The organism is Mesorhizobium australafricanum (genome assembly GCF_033977265.1).
GTDB lineage: Bacteria > Pseudomonadota > Alphaproteobacteria > Rhizobiales > Rhizobiaceae > Mesorhizobium > Mesorhizobium australafricanum.
The window spans coordinates 1-22,140 of record NZ_JAVIIT010000024.1; the positions used below are offsets into that span (position 1 = coordinate 1).

General features: G+C 60.5%; 20 protein-coding genes and 1 pseudogene. 18 read left to right on the forward strand and 3 right to left on the reverse strand.

The genetic code is table 11. The annotated features are described in order from the left end of the window. The coding region (locus RFM98_RS28760; RefSeq protein WP_320311979.1) for a Ulp1 family isopeptidase at positions 1-380 on the forward strand (380 nt) is incomplete at its 5' end. A 3-nt stretch (positions 381-383) separates the two neighbouring features. Here RFM98_RS28760 and RFM98_RS28765 read toward each other — a convergent pair. Next, positions 384-697, reverse strand: a pseudogene (locus RFM98_RS28765) (MFS transporter); the annotation flags it as partial. 343 nt (positions 698-1,040) lie between these two features. Then, entirely contained in the window at positions 1,041-1,304 is a 264-nt protein-coding gene (locus RFM98_RS31440) for an Lrp/AsnC ligand binding domain-containing protein (protein ID WP_430681829.1), read from the reverse strand. Between the two features lie 1,055 nt (positions 1,305-2,359). Here RFM98_RS31440 and ccoN point away from each other — a divergent pair. From ccoN to RFM98_RS28815, 10 genes are all read left to right on the forward strand, one after another. After that, positions 2,360-3,991 carry a cytochrome-c oxidase, cbb3-type subunit I gene (ccoN, locus tag RFM98_RS28770; RefSeq protein WP_320311938.1) on the forward strand — a complete coding sequence of 544 codons (1,632 nt, stop codon included), beginning with the start codon at positions 2,360-2,362 and terminating at the stop codon, positions 3,989-3,991. Next, complete coding sequence (ccoO, locus tag RFM98_RS28775) at positions 3,982-4,713, forward strand: cytochrome-c oxidase, cbb3-type subunit II (RefSeq protein WP_320253015.1); 732 nt, start codon at positions 3,982-3,984, stop codon at positions 4,711-4,713. The genes ccoN and ccoO overlap by 10 nt, the downstream gene beginning before the upstream one ends. 13 nt (positions 4,714-4,726) lie before the next feature. Continuing rightward, the gene (locus tag RFM98_RS28780) at positions 4,727-4,876 is read left to right on the forward strand and encodes a cbb3-type cytochrome oxidase subunit 3 (RefSeq protein WP_320253014.1); all 150 of its coding nucleotides are present in this window, start codon (positions 4,727-4,729) and stop codon (positions 4,874-4,876) included. 2 nt (positions 4,877-4,878) lie between these two features. Beyond that, complete coding sequence (gene ccoP, locus RFM98_RS28785) at positions 4,879-5,742, forward strand: cytochrome-c oxidase, cbb3-type subunit III (protein ID WP_320311939.1); 864 nt, start codon at positions 4,879-4,881, stop codon at positions 5,740-5,742. A gap of 200 nt (positions 5,743-5,942) precedes the next feature. Further along, complete coding sequence (gene ccoG / locus RFM98_RS28790; protein ID WP_320311940.1) at positions 5,943-7,502, forward strand: cytochrome c oxidase accessory protein CcoG; 1,560 nt, start codon at positions 5,943-5,945, stop codon at positions 7,500-7,502. A gap of 41 nt (positions 7,503-7,543) precedes the next feature. After that, the gene (locus tag RFM98_RS28795) at positions 7,544-7,996 is read left to right on the forward strand and encodes a FixH family protein (RefSeq protein WP_430682359.1); all 453 of its coding nucleotides are present in this window, start codon (positions 7,544-7,546) and stop codon (positions 7,994-7,996) included. After that, positions 7,993-10,266 carry a heavy metal translocating P-type ATPase gene (locus RFM98_RS28800; protein WP_320311942.1) on the forward strand — a complete coding sequence of 758 codons (2,274 nt, stop codon included), beginning with the start codon at positions 7,993-7,995 and terminating at the stop codon, positions 10,264-10,266. The genes RFM98_RS28795 and RFM98_RS28800 overlap by 4 nt, the downstream gene beginning before the upstream one ends. Continuing rightward, positions 10,263-10,418 carry a cbb3-type cytochrome oxidase assembly protein CcoS gene (gene ccoS / locus RFM98_RS28805; RefSeq protein ID WP_320275776.1) on the forward strand — a complete coding sequence of 52 codons (156 nt, stop codon included), beginning with the start codon at positions 10,263-10,265 and terminating at the stop codon, positions 10,416-10,418. The genes RFM98_RS28800 and ccoS overlap by 4 nt, the downstream gene beginning before the upstream one ends. A gap of 723 nt (positions 10,419-11,141) precedes the next feature. Continuing rightward, positions 11,142-12,323, forward strand: coding sequence for a 5-demethoxyubiquinol-8 5-hydroxylase UbiM (ubiM, locus tag RFM98_RS28810; RefSeq protein WP_320311943.1), 1,182 nt, complete (start codon positions 11,142-11,144; stop codon positions 12,321-12,323). A 722-nt stretch (positions 12,324-13,045) separates the two neighbouring features. Beyond that, positions 13,046-14,215, forward strand: coding sequence for an omptin family outer membrane protease (locus RFM98_RS28815; RefSeq protein ID WP_320311944.1), 1,170 nt, complete (start codon positions 13,046-13,048; stop codon positions 14,213-14,215). A gap of 891 nt (positions 14,216-15,106) precedes the next feature. On the opposite strand, the gene RFM98_RS28820 is transcribed toward RFM98_RS28815, so the two are convergent. Beyond that, entirely contained in the window at positions 15,107-15,346 is a 240-nt protein-coding gene (locus RFM98_RS28820; RefSeq protein WP_040972983.1) for a DNA -binding domain-containing protein, read from the reverse strand. A 139-nt stretch (positions 15,347-15,485) separates the two neighbouring features. On the opposite strand from RFM98_RS28820, the gene RFM98_RS28825 reads away from it, so the two are divergent. The 7 genes from RFM98_RS28825 (at position 15,486) to RFM98_RS28855 (ending at position 22,125) form a co-directional block, all read left to right on the forward strand. Beyond that, positions 15,486-15,698 carry a helix-turn-helix domain-containing protein gene (locus RFM98_RS28825; RefSeq protein ID WP_320256457.1) on the forward strand — a complete coding sequence of 71 codons (213 nt, stop codon included), beginning with the start codon at positions 15,486-15,488 and terminating at the stop codon, positions 15,696-15,698. Between the two features lie 538 nt (positions 15,699-16,236). Beyond that, positions 16,237-17,175, forward strand: a complete 939-nt coding sequence (gene aepX, locus RFM98_RS28830; protein WP_320311945.1) for a phosphoenolpyruvate mutase — start codon at positions 16,237-16,239, stop codon at positions 17,173-17,175. A gap of 38 nt (positions 17,176-17,213) precedes the next feature. Then, positions 17,214-18,398 (forward strand): pyridoxal phosphate-dependent aminotransferase, encoded by a 1,185-nt coding sequence (locus tag RFM98_RS28835; RefSeq protein ID WP_320311946.1) that lies wholly within the window; start codon positions 17,214-17,216, stop codon positions 18,396-18,398. A gap of 23 nt (positions 18,399-18,421) precedes the next feature. Beyond that, positions 18,422-19,213, forward strand: a complete 792-nt coding sequence (locus RFM98_RS28840; protein WP_320311947.1) for a phosphocholine cytidylyltransferase family protein — start codon at positions 18,422-18,424, stop codon at positions 19,211-19,213. A gap of 31 nt (positions 19,214-19,244) precedes the next feature. Beyond that, complete coding sequence (locus RFM98_RS28845) at positions 19,245-19,853, forward strand: CDP-alcohol phosphatidyltransferase family protein (protein WP_320292946.1); 609 nt, start codon at positions 19,245-19,247, stop codon at positions 19,851-19,853. Positions 19,854-20,136: 283 nt separating this feature from the next. Next, positions 20,137-21,261, forward strand: a complete 1,125-nt coding sequence (locus tag RFM98_RS28850) for an aminotransferase-like domain-containing protein (protein WP_320311948.1) — start codon at positions 20,137-20,139, stop codon at positions 21,259-21,261. 42 nt (positions 21,262-21,303) lie between these two features. After that, the gene (locus tag RFM98_RS28855) at positions 21,304-22,125 is read left to right on the forward strand and encodes a class I SAM-dependent methyltransferase (protein ID WP_320311949.1); all 822 of its coding nucleotides are present in this window, start codon (positions 21,304-21,306) and stop codon (positions 22,123-22,125) included. Positions 22,126-22,140 lie beyond the last annotated feature (15 nt).

The window sequence follows — 22,140 nt, forward strand, 5'->3', positions numbered from 1 at the left end:
ACGCCAGGACCGACTTCGTGTTCCTTCCCCTCAACAATGCCGCGCTTGGCGAGCAGGGCACCCACTGGTCGCTGCTGTTTGTCGATCTGCGCGGCTCCCAGCCGCTCGCCTCTCATTACGACTCCTCCGGCGGCCAAAACAGCGCGCTGGCACAAGAGCTCGCCGCAAAGCTGGGCGCCCGCTTGAAGCCGGTGCTGATGGCCCAGCAGGACAACACCTATGATTGCGGCGTCTTCGTCCTCGACGCCACCCGGGCGCTGACCGCACGCCTGGCTGAAGCCGAGCCGCCCACCGGCCGGCCGCTCCACCTCGACACCCTCGTCGCCGACCGCCAGGCCTTGCTGGACCGCCTCAGGCCGCTTATCGGCTCCGGTCCATGAAGCGACTCGGATCTGCAGCGGCGGCACGACGATGAAGATCAGCATCCCCCACAGGAAGACGATGGCCACGGCTACCGCGGCAATCGCACCGGGCTTGGTAAAGACGACAAACAGCAGGGCCATGGCGAGGAGCGTGGCGATCACACGTCGGCATCAGCTTCCAGTCTGCCGCCGATGATGTTGCCGATGGTCATGCCGGCGCCGAACAAGAGCAGCACCCAGGTCACGGTCGCCGTCGACAGGCCGGAAACGTCGATCCGATACGGCTTGATGTAGGTGAAGACGGCGAAGAGGCTGGCCGAGGCCAGCGAGGCGATCGCGCTGACGAAATGTTGGCGAGAACTTCGGCGGTTTTTTTCGCCACTAGCCGTTGGCCACGGCCTCACATGCCTGCGCCCGCGAGCGCCAATGGCCGGCACGCGGCTGAGCGATCTCATACGCATCGCATGTCTGCGCCACATGCTGGCCTCTGATGCCATACTGCCTTGCGATTTCGGTCATCGGTTTCGACCAGACCAGATCGTAGGGCTCGGTCAGCACGTATCTTCCTCTCGTATCAATCGCCAGCAACGTGAGCCAGCCTCTCGGCAATTTAGACGCGCTTGGCCTTACCTCCGCCTAAATGAAGATTTCGTGGATGCGCTCGGGCCGCGCCATTCATCAAAACGGAACGACACGACGTAGAGGAATATCCGCCCTAATTTTTCTTACCCCAGGTAGCCGGGAAAGGACTTCCCGGTGGATCTCTTCGTAGCCCCGGATGTCTTTTACGCAGACGTATAGAAGGTAATCCGTCTTGCCGCTCACCGCATAGCATTCTTCGATTTCAGGGTGCTTTCGAAGAGAATTTTCGAAGCGCTCGACCGTGTGTGAGCTAACGGCCTCCAACTCGATCCGGACCGGGATTTTGCTACCGGTTGTCAAATTTCTCTCTCCGGTTTTTCCAACTTAAACACCTCATGGAGTCAGCCGCGGTTTCAGTGGGATCGAGCCGCGGTGAGAAAACCGCTGTGCGGGGTTGACCCACGCTTTCTATTCGAACCCAAACTGCCGACGACAGTATGTCTCCCTTTGAAGTTGCGCGAAGACCTCTCGTATAGCCAGGCCTCCACCTGGCTTGCAAGTCGCCCGACGATCGCCCGCGCAAACATGTCGTACCTGGCATAGTCACGATCCGATGAATTCACGTCGAATGACGACGTTGTCGCCGGGGGAGGGCGAATATCCTCTTTGGCCATCGGGGCAGTACGGTGCCACAGATGACGGCCCGGATTGCGGCATGGGGGCGCGATTTCATCCCGCGCCTGGCTGCAACCTCGTCGGATCATGAATACGATCGCTTTATTGAGAAGGAGGGGCCAAAAGCGTAGCGATGGATGACCAGCCAGGGGCAACTCCAAGAAAGTTGAGCAAGGTTTTCCGTCCGCGACGTTCTGCCGAAGGCGTGACGTGGTCATGAAATAACCTTCTGACCACCTCGACATCAGCGTACCGCGGTTGAAGTAGATAGCGAGCCGATCGCCGGCATCGCCAGAGGCGACCAGCGGTCCCGTCCGATCCGAGCGGCTAGCAGCGTCGGGGACAAAGGCCTTGGCACAGATTGCCAAATGTTTGGTTTGGCCAGCAATGTTGCCGCGTGTCTTGGTTTTGCCATTGGCCCGGCTTCGGGGCGGTCGCGCTTCGCCAATCCTGTCGACGTCGGCAAGCCATCGGCCATACTTCGCAGCCCCACTGGCGTCATCAGATTGTCCGCGATTGCCACCACGCCGCAGCGGCCCGGGGAGGGGGCCTTGTTGCAGTAAGCGGGCTTCGTCGTGCCGCGCTCCTCCTTCAATCGCCACCTTGTCATCGCACCGAACTCGATGCTGCCAGAGGTAAAATCGTGCGGCTCTGACATGGATCAGGGCAAACAGGCCGCGACTGCGTAATTGATGCGACGCGGATTGGCGTCCGCCGGAATTTCCAGATCGGGACTTGCGATGAAATTTGGCACAGAGATCGTCCTTCTAGGCCTTTTTGCTTTTGGCGCCCTCGTAGCCGCCGGCTTCGGGGTGGATGAACCATTTCGCCAGCACATGTGGGTTTTGTTCTTCGCCGTGGCTGGCTTCAACGCGATGCTGATGCGCAACACCGAGTTCAAGCCCGCGGCGCCGATCGACCCTTCCGCCTACATGGATGGACCGATCCGCTACGGGGCCATCGCAACGGTGTTCTGGGGTGTCATCGGCATGCTGGTCGGCGTGGTCATTGCGCTCCAGCTTGCATTCCCTCACCTCAACATCGAGCCCTGGTTCAATTTCGGCCGGTTGCGGCCGCTTCATACCTCCGGCGTCATCTTCGCCTTCGGCGGCAATGCGCTTCTGTGCACATCTATGTATGTCGTGCAGCGCACGTCCCGCGCCAGGCTGTTCGGCGGCAATCTCGCCTGGTTCGTCTTCTGGGGTTACCAGCTCTTCATCGTCATGGCCGCGACCGGCTATCTGCTGGGCATCACCGAAGGCCGCGAATACGCCGAGCCTGAATGGTACGTCGACATCTGGCTGACAATCGTGTGGGTCGCGTATCTGGTCCTTTTCCTTGGCACCATCCTGAAGCGCAAGGAACCGCATATCTACGTCGCCAACTGGTTCTACCTCTCCTTCATCATCACCATTGCGATGCTGCACGTGGTCAACAACCTGTCGATGCCGGCTTCTTTCCTGGGGTCCAAGAGCTACTCCGCCTTCTCGGGCGTTCAGGATGCGCTGACGCAGTGGTGGTACGGGCACAATGCCGTCGGCTTCTTCCTGACGGCCGGCTTCCTCGGCATGATGTATTACTTCGTGCCCAAGCAGGCGAACCGCCCGGTCTATTCATACCGTCTATCCATCATCCACTTCTGGGCGCTGATCTTCCTCTATATCTGGGCCGGGCCGCATCACCTCCACTACACCGCCCTGCCAGACTGGGCGCAGACGTTGGGCATGGTGTTCTCGATCATGCTTTGGATGCCGTCCTGGGGCGGCATGATCAACGGCCTGATGACGCTCTCCGGTGCCTGGGACAAGCTGCGCACCGATCCCATCATCCGCATGATGGTCGCGGCCGTCGCCTTCTACGGCATGTCGACCTTTGAAGGGCCGATTATGTCGATCAAGACCGTCAACTCGCTCTCGCACTACACGGACTGGACCATCGGCCACGTCCATTCGGGCGCGCTTGGCTGGGTCGGCATGATCTCGTTCGGCGCGATCTACTACATGGTGCCCAAGCTCTGGAACCGCGAGCGTCTCTACTCGCTGCGCCTCGTCACCTGGCACTTCTGGCTGGCGACCCTTGGCATCGTCGTCTACGCGGCCGTGATGTGGGTTTCCGGCATCATGCAGGGCCTGATGTGGCGCGAGTACGACGAGCAGGGCTTCCTCGTCTATTCCTTCGCCGAAACGGTCGCCGCCATGCATCCCTACTACGTCATGCGCGCCGCAGGCGGCGCCATGTACCTCTCCGGTGCACTGATCATGGCTTGGAACATCACAATGACCATCTTTGGCCACCAACGAGAAGAGGATCCGATGCCGGGCTCTGTCGCCGCCCTCCAGCCTGCGCGATCAGGAGCCAGAAAATGGGCTTGATGGACAAGCACGCGCTGATCGAGAAGAACGCCACGCTACTTCTCGTCGGGTCCCTGCTGGTCGTGACCGTCGGCGGCATCGTCGAGATCGCGCCGCTTTTCTATCTCGAGAACACGATCGAGAAGGTGGAGGGCATGCGCCCCTACACCCCGCTCGAGCTCGCCGGCCGCAACATCTATGTGCGCGAGGGATGCTACCTCTGCCACAGCCAGATGATCAGGCCGTTCCGTGACGAAGTGGAGCGCTACGGCCATTACAGCCTGGCGGCCGAGTCGATGTACGACCATCCGTTCCAGTGGGGATCCAAGCGCACCGGGCCGGACCTAGCACGCGTCGGCGACCGCTACTCCAACAGCTGGCACGTTCAGCACCTCACCGATCCGCGTTCCGTCGTGCCGGAATCCATCATGCCGAGCTATGGCTTCCTGAAGGATACACCGATCGAGGTGAAGGACTTCTCCATGCACCTCGTCGCCAACCGGCGCGTCGGTGTCCCCTACACCCACGACCTGGTCGTGCAAGCCAACGCCGATCTGATGGCGCAGGCCGATCCCAACGCCGACACGTCCGGACTGGAAAGCCGCTATCCGAAAGCCAAGGTCGGCGACTTCGACGGCAATCCGCAACAGGTCACCGAGATGGATGCGCTGGTCGCCTATCTGCAGATGCTCGGCACGCTCGTCGACTTCAAGAACTACGACGAAGCCGCCGGCTACCGCTGAGGAGAACAAACCGATGGAATACAACCTGATGCGCGAGTTTGCCGACAGCTGTGGCCTGCTTGCCATGGTGCTCTTCTTTGCTGGATGCGTTGCCTTCGCGCTCAGACCGGGCGGTCGCAGTCAGGCTCATGAAGCCGCACACATCCCCTTCAAAGACGACTGATCATGAGCACGCAGTATATCGATGATATGTCGGGCATCTCAACCACCGGTCATGAGTGGGACGGCATCAGGGAACTCAACAACCCCCTGCCGCGGTGGTGGGTGGTCACCTTCTACGTCACCATCGCCTGGGCGATCGGCTACACCATCGCTTATCCGGCTTGGCCGATGCTGACCTTTGCAACAAAAGGTGCGCTCGGCTATTCAAGCCGCAATGACGTCAAGAACAAGATGGCTGCGGCCGAAGCCGCCAAGGCCAAATATGTCGCGGCCGTGGGATCGAAAACCGTCTCGGAGATCGCTGCCGACGACGCGTTGCGCGAGTTTGCTGTCGCCGCAGGCGGTGCTGCATTCAAGGTCAACTGCGTGCAGTGCCACGGATCCGGCGCGCAAGGTTCGAAAGGATTTCCGAACCTTAACGATGACGATTGGCTGTGGGGAGGCAAGACGGGAGAGATCCAGCAGACGATCACGCATGGCATTCGTTTCACCGCGGATGATGACACCCGCCAGTCGGAGATGCCTGCCTTCGTCGATGTGCTCAAGCCCGAACAGATCGCCCAGGTCAGCGCTTTCGTTGCCAGCCTCTCGGGGACCATTAAGGACAAGAGCCTGATTGAGCCCGGCGCCAAAGTCTTCGCGGAAAACTGCGCTGTCTGCCATGGTGAGAACGCAAAGGGCAACAGGGAATTCGGCGCACCCGATCTGACCGATGCCATCTGGCTCTATGGACCAGGCGAGACGGCGATAGCCGCCCAGGTGCGCACCCCGAAACAAGGCGTGATGCCAGCGTGGATCGAGCGCCTCGGCGAGATCAAGGTCAAGGAACTTGCAGTCTATGTCCATTCGCTTGGCGGCGGAGAGTAGGCGGCGGCCTATTCTCGGCCCTCCCCCCGCCAAGCGACGAGGCCCGGCGCGAGCCGGGCCTCGACCGCGTTGCGGCAGTCCGCGATTGAACTTCCTCAACGCGACGCTGCCCGCCATGCGGCAAGGGTCGCCCGACCTTCGGCCAGAACCCGTGGCCGAGTGTCGGGCGCGAACATCGTCGCTGGTCACCGGAGCTTCTCGTGCTTGATAACAAGCAGATAAAATGGCTCGAAGCCGAAGCGGTCAACTCCGCCACGACACGCCAGCCGCTCTATGCCGCGCGCAAGAAGGTCTTCCCCAAGCGCGCCTCCGGCCGTTTCCGCCAGTTCAAATGGCTGGTCATGGCGATCACGCTCGGCATCTATTATCTCACGCCCTGGCTGCGCTGGGATCGTGGCGCCTTCGCCCCCGACCAGGCCGTTCTCATCGATCTGGCGAACCGTCGTTTCTACTTCTTCTTCATCGAGATCTGGCCGCAGGAATTCTACTACGTCGCCGGCCTGCTGGTCATGGCCGGCGTCGGCCTGTTCCTCCTTACATCGACGATCGGGCGGGCCTGGTGCGGCTATACCTGCCCGCAGACGGTCTGGGTCGACCTGTTCCTTGTCGTCGAGCGCGCCGTCGAAGGCGACCGCAATGCCCGCATGAAACTGGACGCCGCACCATGGACCGCACGCAAGCTGGTCCTGCGAGCATCGAAGCACGCGATCTGGCTGGTCATAGCGGTGGTCACCGGCGGCGCCTGGATCTTTTACTTCGCCGACGCGCCTAGGTTGCTCGGCGAAGTCGCCACCGGAACCGCCGCGCCCGTCGCTTATGTCACCATCGGCGTTCTGACCGGAACCACCTATCTGTTCGGCGGGCTGATGCGCGAGCAGGTCTGCACCTACATGTGCCCGTGGCCGCGCATCCAGGCCGCCATGCTCGACGAAAATTCGTTGACTGTGACTTACAACGACTGGCGTGGCGAGCCGCGGTCACGCCATGCCAAGAAGGCATTGGCGGCCGGCCAGCCGGTCGGCGACTGCGTCGACTGCAAGGCCTGTGTGGCGGTCTGCCCGATGGGGGTCGACATTCGCGACGGCCAGCAGCTCGAATGCATCACCTGCGCGCTGTGCATAGACGCCTGCGACAACATCATGGACAAGCTCGGCCGCGAACGCGGGCTGATCTCCTACGCGACGCTTTCCGACTACAACACCAACATGGCCATAGCGACGGCAGGCGGCACCCACCCGATCGATCCCACTCTCGTTCGGACCGCCGGCGGCGCTTTCTCCGACAATCTGACGCATTTCCACGTTCGCAAGATCTCTCGTCCGCGCACCTTTGTCTACATGGGCTTGTGGTCACTGGTCGGCATCGGACTGCTCTTTTCACTGATGACCCGCAACCGGCTCCAGGTGAACGTGCTTCACGACCGCAACCCGCAATTCGTGACGCTGTCCGATGGATCCATCCGCAACGGCTACACTGTGAAGCTGCTAAACATGACCCCTGAGCCGCGAACCATAGTCGTCACGATGCAGGGACTGGAAGGCGCGCAAATGAACCTCGTTGGCTCTGACCTGCCCGCAGGCCGTTCCTTCGCTATCCCGGTCGAACCCGACCGCCTCAAAACGTTGAAAATCTTCGTGCGCCAGCCCGCCAATCAGCTCCGGGGCCAGACACAGACCTTCACGTTTGTCGCAAACGATCAGGCCGGTTTGGAGTCGGACCGATACATCGCCACCTTCAACGCGCCGGAGACGACCAGGTGAGCACTAAAACAGAGCAACCTCGCGAATTCACCGGCCGGCACATGCTTCTCGTCATCTCGGCCTTTTTCAGCGTGGTCGTCAGCGTCAATGCATTGATGGCGACGCTTGCCACTACAAGCTGGACCGGGCTCATCGTCGAAAACGCCTATGTGGCGAGCCAGCAATTCAACAAGAACGCGGATGAAGGCCGCGCTCAAGCGGCCCTTGGCTGGAAGAGCCATTTGACCATTGTCGGTGGCGAGGTTCGCTACAGCCTCGCGGATGCGGCTGGCAAGCCTGTCGCATTGCATGGCGTCAAGGTGCTCTTTCGTCATCCCGCCTACGAAGCCGAGGACTACTCCATCACTTTAGCCCTTGCCTCCGGTCAGGAATACGCGGCCCGGCATACGCCCCGCAATGGCGTCTGGATCGCTGAGGTGGACGCGGACGCAGGTCTTGCGAAGCCCTATCGGGAAGTCCGCCGAATCATCGTTTCCAATGGGGCGTTGCAATGAGTTGCTGTGCACCTGGCGCCGAGATGGTTCCGGATCCAGGCAGGGTGACGCCGGACCTGCCCTCGAACCAGGAAATCAGGCTGGCAAGCCGCCGTCTTGGCGACGGCATCATTCAGTCGGACTTGTCGGTCCCGACGGTCCACTGCGGAGCCTGCATCCAGGCGATCGAGGCAGCACTCGCAAAACTCGACCGCGTCGAGGGCGCGCGCGTCAACCTATCGACGAAACGGGTGTCGGTGCAATGGCGCGAAGGTGAGGTGCCGCCGATCATAGCCACGCTCGAAGGACTGGGTCATCCGGCGCACCTCTTCGAAACCGACGGCGACGAGAAGGACGCGATGCTTTCGGGATTGGTCCGGGCAGTCGCGGTGGCAGGCTTCGCTGCGGGCAATATCATGCTGCTGTCGGTCTCTGTCTGGTCGGGCGCTGGAGGGCCGACCCGCGATCTGTTCCACTGGATCTCGGCGCTGATCGCCATTCCCGCGCTTGCATTCGGCGGCGGCATCTTCTTCCGGTCGGCCTGGAATGCGCTGCGACATGGCCGCATGAACATGGAGGTCCCGATCGCTGTCGCAGTTTCGCTCGGCTATGCGATGAGCCTCTACGAGACAGTCATTCATGGCGAGCACGCCTATTTCGACGCGTCGGTATCGCTGCTGTTCTTTCTGCTGATCGGCCGGACGCTCGACCACCTGCTGCGCGAACGGGCCCGAACCGCCGTCAAGGGCCTGTCCCGGCTGGCTGCCCGCGGTGCCATGGTCTTGCGCGATAACGGCGCACGCGACTATCTGCCGGTCGGCGAGATCGAACCGGGCATGCGTGTGTTGATCGCCGCTGGCGAACGGGTGCCCGTCGACGGCAGGATCGTTCAAGGCACGTCGGACATTGATTGCTCACTAGTCTCGGGCGAGAGCACACCACTAGACGCCGACGCGGGAGAACTGGTCCAGGCCGGCATGCTCAACCTGACCGGCCCGCTGACTGTCGAGGCGACCGCGGCCGCCAAGGATTCCTTCCTGGCGGAAACGGTCCGTCTGCTGGAGGCCGCCGAGGGCGGCCGCGCCCACTATCGCCGGATCGCAGACCGCGTTGCCGCGCTTTATGCGCCGGTGGTACACCTGACGGCGTTCGCGACGTTTCTTGGCTGGATGGCCGCCAGTGGAGACTGGCACAGGGCGATGACGATCGCCATCGCCGTCCTGATCATTACCTGCCCCTGCGCACTCGGCCTTGCCGTGCCCATCGTCCAGGTTGTCGCCGCGCGACGACTGTTCGACAACGGCATCATGGTCAAGGACGGGTCGGCCCTGGAACGCCTGGCGGCGATCGACACGGCGGTCTTCGACAAGACGGGCACTCTGACGCTGGGAAAACCCCGGCTCGTCAACAGGTCGTCTATCGATCCGGCAATGCTGGCCATCGCCGCCGCGATGGGCGCGCATTCCCGCCATCCGCTTTCGCAGGCGTTCGCCGGCCTCGCGAGCCCGGCCGGGCAGCCGACGTTCAATGAAGTGAGAGAGCATCCGGGTTTTGGCATCGAAGCGATTGCCGCGGGCGGCACCTGGCGCTTGGGCAGGCGGGGATGGGCCGGCAGCAAGGGTCGCATCGGTGCCGAAGGAAAAACCGGTGAGACGGTGCTGACCCGAAACGGAAGGCTCGTCGTATCCTTCAAATTCGAGGACGCCTTGCGGGCGGGTGCGGACACGGCCATTGCGCAGTTGAAACATGCCGGACTTACGGTGGAAATGTTGTCCGGCGATACGGCCGCCGCATGCGCCGTAGTCGCCGACGCGCTAAAGCTCGACCGTTTTACCCCCGCTCTCGTGCCCTCGGGAAAGGTCCAGCGGATCAGGCAGCTGACCAATGATGGTCACCGGGTCTTGATGGTCGGCGATGGCTTGAACGACACGCCTGCGCTGGGCGCGGCGCATGTCTCGATCGCTCCGGCCACCGCCGCCGACATTAGCCGCAACGCTGCGGATTTCGTATTCCTTCGCGAGAGCCTATGGGCGGTACCCCTTGCCTTGGACGTCTCGCGGAGGGCGGGACGATTGGTCCGCCAGAACATCGCCATCGCGATCGCCTATAATGCGATTGCCGTGCCGATCGCTATTCTTGGACACGTCACTCCGCTGATCGCCGCCATCGCCATGTCCGCCTCGTCGCTGCTTGTCATTGGAAACGCGCTGCGCCTGCAAGGCTTTGCACCTACCACGACGGCTCCTTCGGCAACGCGCGCTGGCATTCGCGCATGGGTGCAGCCCTCATGACGACGCTCGTCTACCTATTACCAGCAGCGCTGTTCCTTGGCGCGCTTGGGCTATCCGGCTTTCTATGGGCGTTAAGGAGTGGTCAATACGAGGATCTCCACGGGGCCGCTGAGCGCATCCTCATCGACTGGGACGACAAGCTGGAACGCTGACCTGATCACCGTGCTGGCGATTGTACGGATGGCGGTGGTCAGCCGGGTCGACTTGGTCGGGGCCAGACTACCAAGGCTCCCACAGCGAGCTCGCCAAGCGACGTTCAATTAGCCCTACCGCTCGAAGGACTTGTCGCCCGTTCCTCCGTGCAGGCGGCTGATGTGACAAAGTACCTCGCATGGCAGACAGGAGCGTCCGATGTTTGCTTAGAAAGGCTGCCGAGCCGATGCGACGGGCGCGAAAAACGGATCAGCCAAGGTTAAGTTTGCCGAACGTACGCCGGAGGGGTGCCCGTCATTCCAGGATGACGTGACCACATGGCCGACATTTTCTTGGGCCGTTGACCAGTCGAGCATAAAACCCGCCGCTGTCGGCTTTGCCGCGTCTGGCTGATCCAGATCAAGGTTATCTTCTGAGCGGCGTGGTTACGTCTACCAATACTTCAAGGGAGAATGCATGTCTAACGGACAGTGTGGTCGTTACCTTCAGCGAACCGACGTGGTGAGAATCCCTCCTGCTGGTTGGCAATTTGCCTGGCTCGGCCCGCGGTCCTATCGGCTGCGTTGCTGGCCGCATCCTTCGTTGCCGATTTATGCGCATTCTTATGTCCAGTTGCTTGAGGCAATGCGGCGCACACTGGCAGCCAGGGCAACCGGTCCACGGATTGCGGCTCAACGCAACCAGCACCTCACCCAGATAGCCGACGCGATGGCAGCGCGCTGATGGCCAGGTGCGACGACAGTTTCGACATCATCGTCGCCGGAGCCGGGCCGGTCGGACTTTCCTTCGCAGCATCGCTTGCAGAGAGCGATCTCAAAGTGGCGGTGGTTGAGCAGCAGGCCCTCGAAAGCCTGGCGAAGCCGCCTTTCGATGGTCGCGAGATCGCGCTGACCTTCGCCTCGATCAGCATCCTTCGCGAGCTCGGCGCCTGGGACGCCATCCCCGCTGGTCAAAAGTCACCAGTGCAAGGCGCGCGCGTGCTCAACGGATCGAGCCCTTTCGCTCTGTGTTTCGATCCTCCAAGAGGATCTGCAGAACCACTCGGATTTCTGGTCCCAAATTGTCGGATCCGCGATGCCCTGTTCAAGATCATCCGCACGCACCACCGTGTCCAGCTGCTATGCGGCCACTCGGTCGTTGGTGTAACCAACAGCCGCAAAGGGGCGGTCGTAAAGCTTTCCGACGGCAGGCGCTTGACCGCTCGGCTTTTCGTTGCAGCAGATTCGCGTCTGTCGCGCACGCGCGACCTGCTCGGCATCGCCGCCGACATCAATCGGCTTGGCAGCTCGATGGTGATTTGCCGGGTCAGGCACGAGCGCGCCCACCATCAGCTCGCAATCGAATGGTTCGATCACCATCAGACCATAGCGATCTTGCCGCTGATGGAAGGCGAGTCGTCATTGCTTCTCACATTGCGCGCAAACGAGGCCAATAGACTTCTTGCCTTAGACGACGATCTGTTCCTGATCGAATTGACGGACCGGTGTCGAGGGCGCCTCGGAAAAATGACCCTTGCAAGCAAACGCCATATCTATCCGTTGGTCACGACCTGGGCGCACAGCTTCTGGGCTCAAAGCGCCGCACTCGTCGGCGACGCTGCTGTCGGCATGCACCCGGTGACCGCCCATGGCTTCAACATCGGCCTCGGCGGCCAACAGCAACTCGCCCATGGAATACTGACGGCTATTCGCAAGGGTCACGACATTGCCGACCCCGACATGCTCCACAGATACGAAAGCTGTCTTCGGCTGTCGGCGGCACCGCTCTATCATGCTACGAATCTACTTGTCGGACTCTACTCAGGCGAGCACGCGGCGGCACGGTTTGCAAGGCATGTCGGGCTTCGCCTTGCCCAATATTTTCCCTTTGTCCGCCATGGCATTTCGGTCATGCTGAGGCGGTGAGACACAGGCATGGGTAGCTTACCCCTAGCACGACGCCTTCTGCATGTCCCGCCGCTCGGCGGTGACGAAGCCGCCCGCGAGCGGGCCCTCAACGACACGCGAGCGGCACGGCAGCGGAGGTCGGTTGCCGAACACCTCGCCTGGTTCGAAAAAGCACCGGTGACCACCGCTCTATCGAGCTGCACCAGGTTTCTGACGTCACCTTCGCGTGCCCCGGTTCGAGCGGCCGATCTCCCCGCCGCCGATCCTCACCAGGCACGCTTACGTGCAGCGGTCAGACTCGATGCTTCAACCTAGGTTTGAATTTTCGCCTCCGTCCATGGAACTCAGACAAACTCCGTTGCCTCTCCGACACACCCGTTGTCAGCCTTCTGACGAGGGTGCAACGCCGCTGTGTGAGTGAGCAGGTTCTTGGGCCGGTTTCCCGTTTGGCCTGGCAATTGCTTGGACAAAGACAAGCGATTCTGGAGCACGCACGAGCAGGAGCCATGACAGCCTCGCCAGATAGACAATCCAAACAGCGGTGGTGCGTCCGCCGCAGGTCAGTATCGACATCCTGGCCGACCAATATTCTAGCGCATCCGCAGGCAGGCCCGCGGTCCTCCGACATCCCTATTAAGCCACGCATGCTCTATCGGCGCTCACCTTGCCGAAAAAAGGGACTATTCCTGCGCCCGCCAGCGGTCACCTAAATCGGTCGGCCGACAGCCAGGCATACTCGCGTGGCGTTCCTGCACCGTCCTGACAATTCCCATTCTTCTGAGACGAAGGACAACGACATGCTGCATTCTCAAAAGTCCATGAAGGGTGGAACACGGTCTTTTTCGCCGCTGCGAAGCGCACCTAATCGGCCAACAGCAGCCGCCCGCAGTTCAGCGGCGAAGAGGTCAAGGCCCCACACTGATGTGCCAAATGAAAAAGCCAGTGAGCGTGCAAAGCGCGTCACCTTCAAGGCCGTCATCACTTCTTGTGTCCTGTTGTCGGCGCCATCGTTCGCTGCCGAGGGGAAGGGCCCATTTTACATCGACAATGGGAACATCGTGGTTTCCGGCGAAATCGGTCTTGCCGACATCAGGGCCCAGGAATTTGTCTACTGGAAGCACGACTGGCACAATCACAAGGTCAGCCAGCTGGATTGGAAGAGCATAGAGGTCACTCTGCTGACGGTTGGGGTCAGTGCACCCATCGATAAGGAATGGAGCCTAAAGAGCAGATTCGATGTCGGTATTGGCGGCGACGGGCACATGCTCGACCGCGATTGGGCCAGCAAGCTCCACGACAGCTGGAGCGGCCGCGCGGTTATGCCCGATACCGACCTCGATCACTATTTCGCCGGTTCGATCGAGGTTGACCGGATCGTCGGCAGCAATGAGACCGGCAGTCTCGCGGTCGGTGCGGGCTTGCGCTATACCGATGTTAAGTGGACAGCCTTTGGGGGATACGGCATCGAATCCAGCGGGGATCCGCTCTTTCGCGACCGACAGGAAATCTGGTCGGGAAACCATAAAGTCATCAGCAATCGGCAAAAAATTCCGGTTGGCTTCGTGAGCCTGAGCGGCGAACAAGTCCTCGGTGACCTTAGCGTCAGTGGCGGCATTCGAGCTGGCCTGAGCATCGGCTTCGAGGACATAGACGACCACTGGGGCGAGCATCGCTTTTACAGTGACCTATACACAGCACCGACGATGGGAGCCGATATCGCGGTTAGTTACGCGGTAACGCCATGCACCTCGCTGTATCTGCGGGGGTCCTTCGATCGGGTGTTTCACACCCGCGGCGACGAAGAAAGCTTAGACACCGACAAAGGGCAGCTCAAGGGCCCGTGGAAAGACAGAGTCGCGGCGACGTTCCAAGCCATGTCAGTCTCCTTTGGTCTCAAGGCCACTTTTTGAGGATGCTGAGACATGCACCTTTGCCGAAGCGCCGAAGGAGGCCGAGACTGCTATGGGCGCTCGATCGCTTCCAGCCATTGCCTCAGCCGAAGCGGCACGCTCACCGAGTGACGTATTCACGATCGCTGGGCGCCGGTGCGCTTACGTTCTTGATTGTCGGGCCGTGATTTATCCATGGTCGCGCCAGCGCCGACAACCTTGCTAAAACCCGCTCCCGACGTACGATGATAGCGGGGTCGTTCACCAAACCTGTCTGGATTGCGCACGCTTCAGATCAGCTCGGGCCGCCATCGGGCATGCCAGACATTGTGTCTGGCGGGCCAATAAGCTGGCGCATCGCCGCAAACCCGCTTCGTCGCGAGGACGCGCTTTTCCAGGGCGCTGCTAAGATCGGATTTTGCCGCGATATGCGGCGCGGGGCGGTACCCGCCGCGGATCTTCATCTACTCAAACGAGCACCGGGCGGCCCGATTTGCAAGACATGTGGGGCTTCGCTTGGGTCAATATCTTCCGTTCGTCCGGCACGGATGCGAACATGCTTGGGCGATGAAAAAGCTGCCAGTAGATTTTCGGGCTATTGCGGCGGATGGATTGCCAGGTGCGCTGCGAAATTCCCCCTGAGCAAGTTGCTGTCCCTGGCGCGCAATTCGGCAGGGACTTCCGGCTGGAGGTCCTTCGTCCCCGAGTTCCTGGGTGACATTTTAGTCGGCCCCGGGGTCGCGTTGGCTGAGGAAACGGAGCCTCCGCCGGATCTTGCCTCAGCCCGCATCGCCGTATGCTGCCACAAATGCTCCCGCCCGCAGGATGAGGCGAAGCGCCCCGGTCCATATCTCGCCACTGGCACTGCCGCCCGGTGTCGGGCTGCCGTCTTTTTTCTTGTCGGAACGCCAGTCAGCCGGCGAACAATTCCCTGTAGCCTGTCGTCACCATCCAGTTCGCCCGATCGAGATGGCTGCGGGCCGCATTGCGGGCCCGTTCCGGTTCGCGTTCGGGATCGATGCCGAGGATCAGCTGCGCCATTTCCTCGTAACTGGCACTGTCGGCGGCGGCGTCCAGGAACCGCATATAGGTCGTAAAATGCTCTTTGTCGTAGGCCGTGAGGCTATCCGACCAGGGAACTTCGTCTTGCATTTCGATGTCCAAGTGCTTTGTGCGAGTTCGGCTTCCGGGCGCGTCTTCCACGATCCAGATGTGTTTTGCGCGGCTCACTATAACGAATAGGAACGATCGTTCCTAGAACGATAGTTCCGGTTCTGGTCCGTATATCGCCATGGACCTCAAAGAGGTGATGGCGATCAACATGCGTCGCGTGCGCCATCATCAGGACCTGACGCAGGAGGACGTGGCGGCTCTCGCGCAGCTCAGCATGCGTTATGTGGGCTCAATCGAGCGCGGCCGCGTCTCCGCGAGCGTAAGTGTCCTGGGTCGGCTCGCAAAAGCTCTTAATGTTGATCCTTGCGAATTGATCAAGCCGCCCCGGTGATCAAGCAATCCATATTCCCCGTCGGCATGACTCGTTAATGCATGTCGCCCAGAAGTGTGCAGCGGTTCTGGGACAACGACATGCATCAAAATAAAGACCTAAAAGCCCGTCGCCTGAATCCGTTTCAGCGCGACGCGCTCTAGATGGCGGCGTCCAACCCCTTGAACTGAGCGGCGGCTGCGCGCAGACGGCGCTCACCGGACGCTCGGGAAATCGAACCTGCTCGGCGATGCGCTCGGCCCGATGGCCGCGTCAGCCGTTTTCCGGCGTGACAGCAAAAGAGCTATCGTTGAGAGGTCGACAGCCAGGAATGATTGTGGCCGATTGTTTAATAGTCGCTTCGAAGTTCCGCAATCGTTAAACAATGATGTAACGAAAGTTTCACAAAACTAGCTTTTATTGTTAGTTCTATTGTGTAAAATGTTATAGATATGCTTCGATTTGGTTTCGGTGATGCTTTGGTGATCTGGGGGAAGATTGTAAGACATATTGGGTCGGCTACGTTATTGATCTCAGGTCGGCAACCGGATTCATAACTATGATAGGAGATGTGACCATAACCGCGAACTCTAACAATGGAACTCGCCAAGCATCCACCGCATCGGCGTTGCGGACTCTGGTATGTTCGAATGAAATCGCTTTCCTTATGGAAGCCCACGACGCCCTGTCGGCGTCGGTCGCGGAGGCCGCCGGCTTTCGAGGTCTGTGGGCCTCAGGACTGTCGATCTCGTCCTGCCTGGGCTATCGCGATGCGAACGAAGCGTCGTGGACTGAGATCGTCGATGCTGTGCACAGAATCGTCGAGGCCACGCAAATACCTGTTCTTGTCGACGGCGACAGCGGATTCGGGAATTTCAACAACGCGCGCCTGTTCGCGCGCAAGCTGCACCAACGCGGGGCGGCCGGTGTCTGCGTCGAGGATAAGAGCTTCCCAAAAAAGAACTCGTTTGTCGCAGACCGGCACTCACTCGCTGAGATCGGTGAGTTCTGCGGACGTCTAAAGGCTATTCGGGACCACGTGCCGGATCCGGAATTTGTTGTGGTCGCGCGGATCGAGGCACTCATCGCGGGGCATGGTCAGGATGAGGCGCTGACGCGGGCACATGCTTATGCTGACGCCGGTGCCGACGCGATCTTGATCCATTCGCGCAAACCAGACGCAGCGGAAATTCTCGCCTTTAGCCGCGCCTGGAGGAACCGTCTTCCGGTAGTGATCGTCCCGACCAAATATTACCGCGCGCCGGTCGCGCAATACAGAGCGGCACAAATCTCAACCGTGATTTGGGCGAACCATAATATGCGTGCTGCGATCTCGGCCATGCGCCAGGTTTGCGACCGCATCATCCGCGAAGAGAGCACCGCCGGGATCGAGCGCGACGTTGCGACGCTCGAAGACCTCTTTGATCTGCTGAAATATCAAGAGCTCTCCGCGGCCGAACAAAAATATCTGCCGCAAATAGCGAGCGGTGCCCGATAAACGGGCCTGACTTCCCAAATCAAGGCAAGGAGGCGCCGATGCTTGCTCGACGCACAAGCTCGTTCGGTTCATCTGGAACCGCCGCGGCGCGGGCCGCCGCAAGACAGGCAGCCCACAGCCGCCAAGAGGTGATCGACCTGACCGCTGGCGAGATCTGGAGCGAGCTCGCTCCGACCATTCGCGAAGGCGCGATCAATGCTATCAACAACGGCGTCAATCGATACACCGATACGCTCGGCATGATGGAATTGCGCGAGGCGCTGGCGCGGAAGGTCTCCTTCGATACGGGCCAGACCTGGAGAGCCGACGAGATCGCGGCAACGACAGGCGCCAAGCAAGCGCTCTTCAATGCGACCATGGTGCTGCTGAATCCAGGCGATGAGGTGATTATCCCTTGTCCCTACTGGACGACGTTCTCGGCCCAGGTCGTAATTGCAGGTGGCAAGCCGGTTTTCGTCGATACGCGTTCCAACGCATACGTCCCTCGGATCCAGGACATCGCTGCGGCATTGACCGAAAAGACCCGTGCGATCGTCGTCAATACGCCCGCCAACCCGTCGGGTGCGGTCTACGATTTTGATACGCTGACGGCGATCGCCCATCTGGCGATCAACCGCGACCTGTGGGTCATTTTCGATGAATGCTATGCCAACTTCGTCTACGGCCATCATGCCCATCACCCGATCGTCTCGGTTGTGCCCGAAGTCAGGTCTCGAACAATTATCGTCAACGGATTCAGCAAGTCGCTGGCCCTGACGGGCTGGCGGATCGGCTATCTGGCGGCTCCAAAGGAAGTTGTTGATGCCGTCAGGGCCTTGCAGTCCCATACCACCTCAAATCCCAATGTGATCGCCCAACATGCGGTGCTGGCTCACCTTGAGCGGGGAGACGGCTGCCATGAGAGCAAGCTGGGCTTGCAACTGGCAAGTTCCAGACAGATCGGTCTCGGCATCCTCTACTCATTGAGGCGGATCCCCGCGCCTCGGGCGCAGGGCGGCATTTATTTCTATCTTGATCTTTCCGAGTTGCGACCCGCATTCAAGAATGGTCAGGCGAGCGCCGATGACGTTGTGACCTCGCTCCTTGCCGACGCCGGCGTCGCAGCTGTATCGGGCACCGCCTTCGGCGACCCCCTCGGTCTCCGCCTGTCCTATGGAATTCCTCCCGAACAACTCCAAACCGGGCTAACCCGGCTGGTTGATCTCCTCAACAGCTGGAAATGACACCACGAAGAAAGGGGATCGACATGCCTGTCGCCGCGCCCAAGAAAGCCGTCATTCTCGCCGCCGGAATGGGCTCACGTCTGCGCCCGCTGACCGATCTGCGGCCGAAGCCCCTGATCGAAGTCAACGGCACATCGATCCTGCACAATGCGCTGCGAAACCTCGCAGCAATCGGCGTGGAAGAGGTCATAGTCGTCGTCGGCTACCGCAAAGACGCTATTCAATACGCATGCGGCAACCGCTTCCACGGCATCGAGATCACGTATGTGGAGTCAACGGTTTTCGACCGCACCGGCAGCGCCTATTCGCTTTGGCTAGCCCGCGATATGCTGCTTTCGGGGGATTGCTATCTTCTCGAAGGCGACGTCTTCTTTGAACAGGAAGCACTCCACTATCTTAACATAGCCGATGCCCCCGACGTTGCCGCCGTTGTAACGTTCGACGCTACGATGCAAGGGTCGGCGGCGGTCATTTCGGCGAGCGGATTGATCTCGACTTTCCGCACAAAGCAGACCGCGGCAGATCTTGCCGAAAGCGGGCCCAAGCTCTTCAAGACAATGAATCTGCTGCGTTTGGCCGCGTCTACCCTTAGAGGCCTCATCGTTCCCGCGCTCGACGAGGTCATCGGCTCAGGTGCTACTCAGGCTCACATAGAGGAACTTCTTGCCTATCTGGTGGAAAGGCGCGGGCTCCAACTGGCCGCGGCCCGTTGCGATGGCGTGAAGTGGTGCGAGATCGACAGTGCCGAGGATCTGCACAGCGCGCACAGCATCTTTGCTGATGCCGCGCAGCCGCTCCACCCCGCCCGGGCGTAGCGCCTGCGATAATCAGCAAAGGGAGGTCTCGATGATCCGCCTGCTTGTCGATCCGGCAAATGCAATCACCGCCATGGGCCTCGCACTCTCCTCGATCGGCATCGATTTCTCGATCGCTGGGTTTCCGGAGATCGGCATGGCAATCGTTTTGTGGGCGCTCTTGGCTGATCATTTCGACGGTGTCGTCGCGCGGCGAATGCGAGGCAGCCGTTCGGCGGAAACCGCAGAAGTCGGCAAGAATTTGGACTCACTCGCCGATCTCGTCAGCGCTGGAATTTTTCCAGCCGTGACCCTGATCGTCGTCGGGCACGGATCGCCACTGTGCGTTGTTTGCGGAGCCGTTCTCGTCGTCGCCAGCGCCTTGCGGCTGAGTTTCTTCAACGTGGTCGGGTCTCCGACAGGGCGGTTCGTCGGAGTGCCGACCAGCTGGGTCATGCCGGTGACGGCGATTGTGTTCTTGCTTCGTCCCACTCTCCCCGAAAGTATTTTCGCGAAGCTGTTCGCATTCCTCCTCATCCTGCTCGCCATTCTCCACGTCTCGCCGGTTCGCGTGCCTAAAACCGCGGGCTTCATGTATTTGGTCGTGACGGCGTTTTGCGTCGTTGCATCCGCGGCGCTCGCATTTCGGGGCGCGTCTTGAGGTTGGCGGAAAGTGCCGCGAGCACGGCAGGCCGACGTGCCCTTTGTGTCCGGGCGACCGTGCTCAGCCATTGCGGCAGGCCGACGTAGGGCTGAACAATCGATAAGGCATGTCACATCGCGCTTTGTTTCCTCATTCGTCCATCGCCAATGTTGCATGACGCAACTTCGCGTTTGGCCCTGTCGTTCCCGAGGTCGCTCGCCGCTACGTTCGCAAACGACGACAGCCACGACTTCAAGCTTCTTGCCCCTTGTCGGCACCCACGAAACCCAGGGAGCGCCTCATGAGCCGTCCGCGAACCAGCGCAATCGATCTTTCCACCGCGCTGCCGCCGTGCCCATCTTTTCTGGGAGAGGCTTTGTCTCGATCCCTCGTCGAACTGGCCTCGCAATCGCAGCTCCACTGGCGGGTCCGGAAAAATCGGCCCGGTGGAGAGGAACGGGATCGCGAGATCGGCTCCATATGGATAAAGCCGCGCGTCGGTGAGATCCTCCCCGCGGATCGCATCCTGGTGACCAACGGCACCCAAAACGCGCTCGTCGTCATACTGCGGCACTTGTGCAAACCCGGTGACGTCATTGTGGCGGAAAAGCTGGCTTATCTCCTGATACGTCCGATAGCCTTGTCGCTCGGCCTTATCGTAATCGGTGTCGAAATGGACGCGGAAGGGGTCGAGCCGGCCGCGCTCGAGGCTGTATGTCGGCGAGCCAGTCCCAAACTTCTCTACTGCACCCCGACAGTCCAGAATCCCACCACGGCAGTCATGTCAGCAAGTCGGCGAGCCGAAATTGTCCGCGTGGCACGAGCGCACAACATTGCGATCATAGAAGACGATGTGCTCGGCCGTCTCCATCCGGAAGCACCACCATCACTGTACGCCCACGCCCCGGATACCACCTGGTACATTATGAGCGTTTCCAAGTGCTTCGCGATGGGCCTTAGATTGGCCTATCTGGCGACACCCGAGGGCCTCGCGGCGGCAGATGTATTCAGGCCGCATCTAAGATCGTCGTCGATGTTTGCCAACTCTTTGTCCTGCGAGCTCGTTGCGCATTGGGTCGAAGGGGACAACGCTGGACAAATCGTCGACACCGCGCGCGACGAAGTCACGGCAAGGCAACAATTGGCCCTGCAGCATCTTGGCCGATCCGGCGCCAAAACCGTGCCGGGGGCTTTGCACTTCTGGATAGAACTGCCTCAAAACGCGAGCTGTGACGCAGTCGTCGAAGCCGCTCTGGCGGCTGGCGTCCAGATTAGATCCGCCAGGGTTTTTTCGGTGGACGATCAGCCACCTCCCAATGCGATCCGCGTGGCGATTACAGGTCCCCAGGATCACGCGCAGCTTCATGCCGGTTTGTCGATCGTTGCGGAAATCCTTTCCGCCCATCTCTCACACGACCCACCATGAAGACGTTAAACAGTGTATCCATCAAGACAAGGAATACGGGAAATGAGCACAACAGACCGTCAAATAATGACCACCGCGCCTGCGGATCTGTTTGCGGGAGCCGCCTACTATTTTGCGCGCTACCAAGCAGACTATCCGGCTGCGATGTTCGATTTCTTGACGCAAAATTACCTTTCTGGCCGGGAGCCGGCCGTCTTGCTCGATCTTGGCTGTGGAACGGGCCAGATCAGTGTTCCGCTTGCTCGATTTGCCGATGAAGTCATCGCCGTGGACCCCGATCAAGGTATGATCGATGAGGCACGCCAATACGCCGCCAGGTCCGGCGCTCGCAACGTCTCCTTCGTGACCGGAAAATCCGAGGAGCTTGGCTTGGACATCGGCCCGTTTTCACTGGTCACGATAGCGGGCGCGTTCCATTGGATGGATCGGGAGCGGGTCCTGAAGTACCTCGAGAAGGTGGCGGCGCACGACTGTGCTATCGCTGTCATTTCGAGGCACCGTTCGAACTGTTCACCCGATGATTGGTGGTTGGAACAACTCGCCTATACCGAGGCTTTCTGGGGCGGTTTCTTTCCGGCGGGCAGCGAAGGTATCCGACCTGCCTTGAAGGTCGCAAATGGTGTCATCCTTGCCCGTTCTGCCTTCAGCGACATTCAGGACAAAAGCTTTCCTTACGAACATCATTGGGATCTGGATTCGCTCGTCGGCTATATCTTGTCCACATCCAAGGCTTGCCCTGGGGTGCTCGGCGACCAACGGCCGGCATTCGAGGATGGCTTGCGGTCCCGACTCTCGGCGATGTCGCCCACCGGGACGTTCATCGAGCGCGGCGTCGCTTCTTTGCTCTTGGCAGCGCGACCATAACGAGCAGTGTCTCGC

Bases quoted from the DNA above. Each gene is read 5' to 3' on its own strand.
- ccoN (WP_320311938.1), top strand. From the start codon at position 2,360: ATGAAATTTGGCACAGAGATCGTCCTTCTAGGCCTTTTTGCTTTTGGC.
- ccoO (WP_320253015.1), top strand. From the start codon at position 3,982: ATGGGCTTGATGGACAAGCACGCGCTGATCGAGAAGAACGCCACGCTA.
- RFM98_RS28780 (WP_320253014.1), top strand. From the start codon at position 4,727: ATGGAATACAACCTGATGCGCGAGTTTGCCGACAGCTGTGGCCTGCTT.
- ccoP (WP_320311939.1), top strand. From the start codon at position 4,879: ATGAGCACGCAGTATATCGATGATATGTCGGGCATCTCAACCACCGGT.
- RFM98_RS28795 (WP_430682359.1), top strand. From the start codon at position 7,544: ATGCTTCTCGTCATCTCGGCCTTTTTCAGCGTGGTCGTCAGCGTCAAT.
- RFM98_RS28800 (WP_320311942.1), top strand. From the start codon at position 7,993: ATGAGTTGCTGTGCACCTGGCGCCGAGATGGTTCCGGATCCAGGCAGG.
- ccoS (WP_320275776.1), top strand. From the start codon at position 10,263: ATGACGACGCTCGTCTACCTATTACCAGCAGCGCTGTTCCTTGGCGCG.
- ubiM (WP_320311943.1), top strand. From the start codon at position 11,142: ATGGCCAGGTGCGACGACAGTTTCGACATCATCGTCGCCGGAGCCGGG.
- RFM98_RS28820 (WP_040972983.1), bottom strand. From the start codon at position 15,346: ATGCAAGACGAAGTTCCCTGGTCGGATAGCCTCACGGCCTACGACAAA.
- RFM98_RS28825 (WP_320256457.1), top strand. From the start codon at position 15,486: ATGGACCTCAAAGAGGTGATGGCGATCAACATGCGTCGCGTGCGCCAT.
- aepX (WP_320311945.1), top strand. From the start codon at position 16,237: ATGATAGGAGATGTGACCATAACCGCGAACTCTAACAATGGAACTCGC.
- RFM98_RS28835 (WP_320311946.1), top strand. From the start codon at position 17,214: ATGCTTGCTCGACGCACAAGCTCGTTCGGTTCATCTGGAACCGCCGCG.
- RFM98_RS28840 (WP_320311947.1), top strand. From the start codon at position 18,422: ATGCCTGTCGCCGCGCCCAAGAAAGCCGTCATTCTCGCCGCCGGAATG.
- RFM98_RS28845 (WP_320292946.1), top strand. From the start codon at position 19,245: ATGATCCGCCTGCTTGTCGATCCGGCAAATGCAATCACCGCCATGGGC.
- RFM98_RS28850 (WP_320311948.1), top strand. From the start codon at position 20,137: ATGAGCCGTCCGCGAACCAGCGCAATCGATCTTTCCACCGCGCTGCCG.
- RFM98_RS28855 (WP_320311949.1), top strand. From the start codon at position 21,304: ATGAGCACAACAGACCGTCAAATAATGACCACCGCGCCTGCGGATCTG.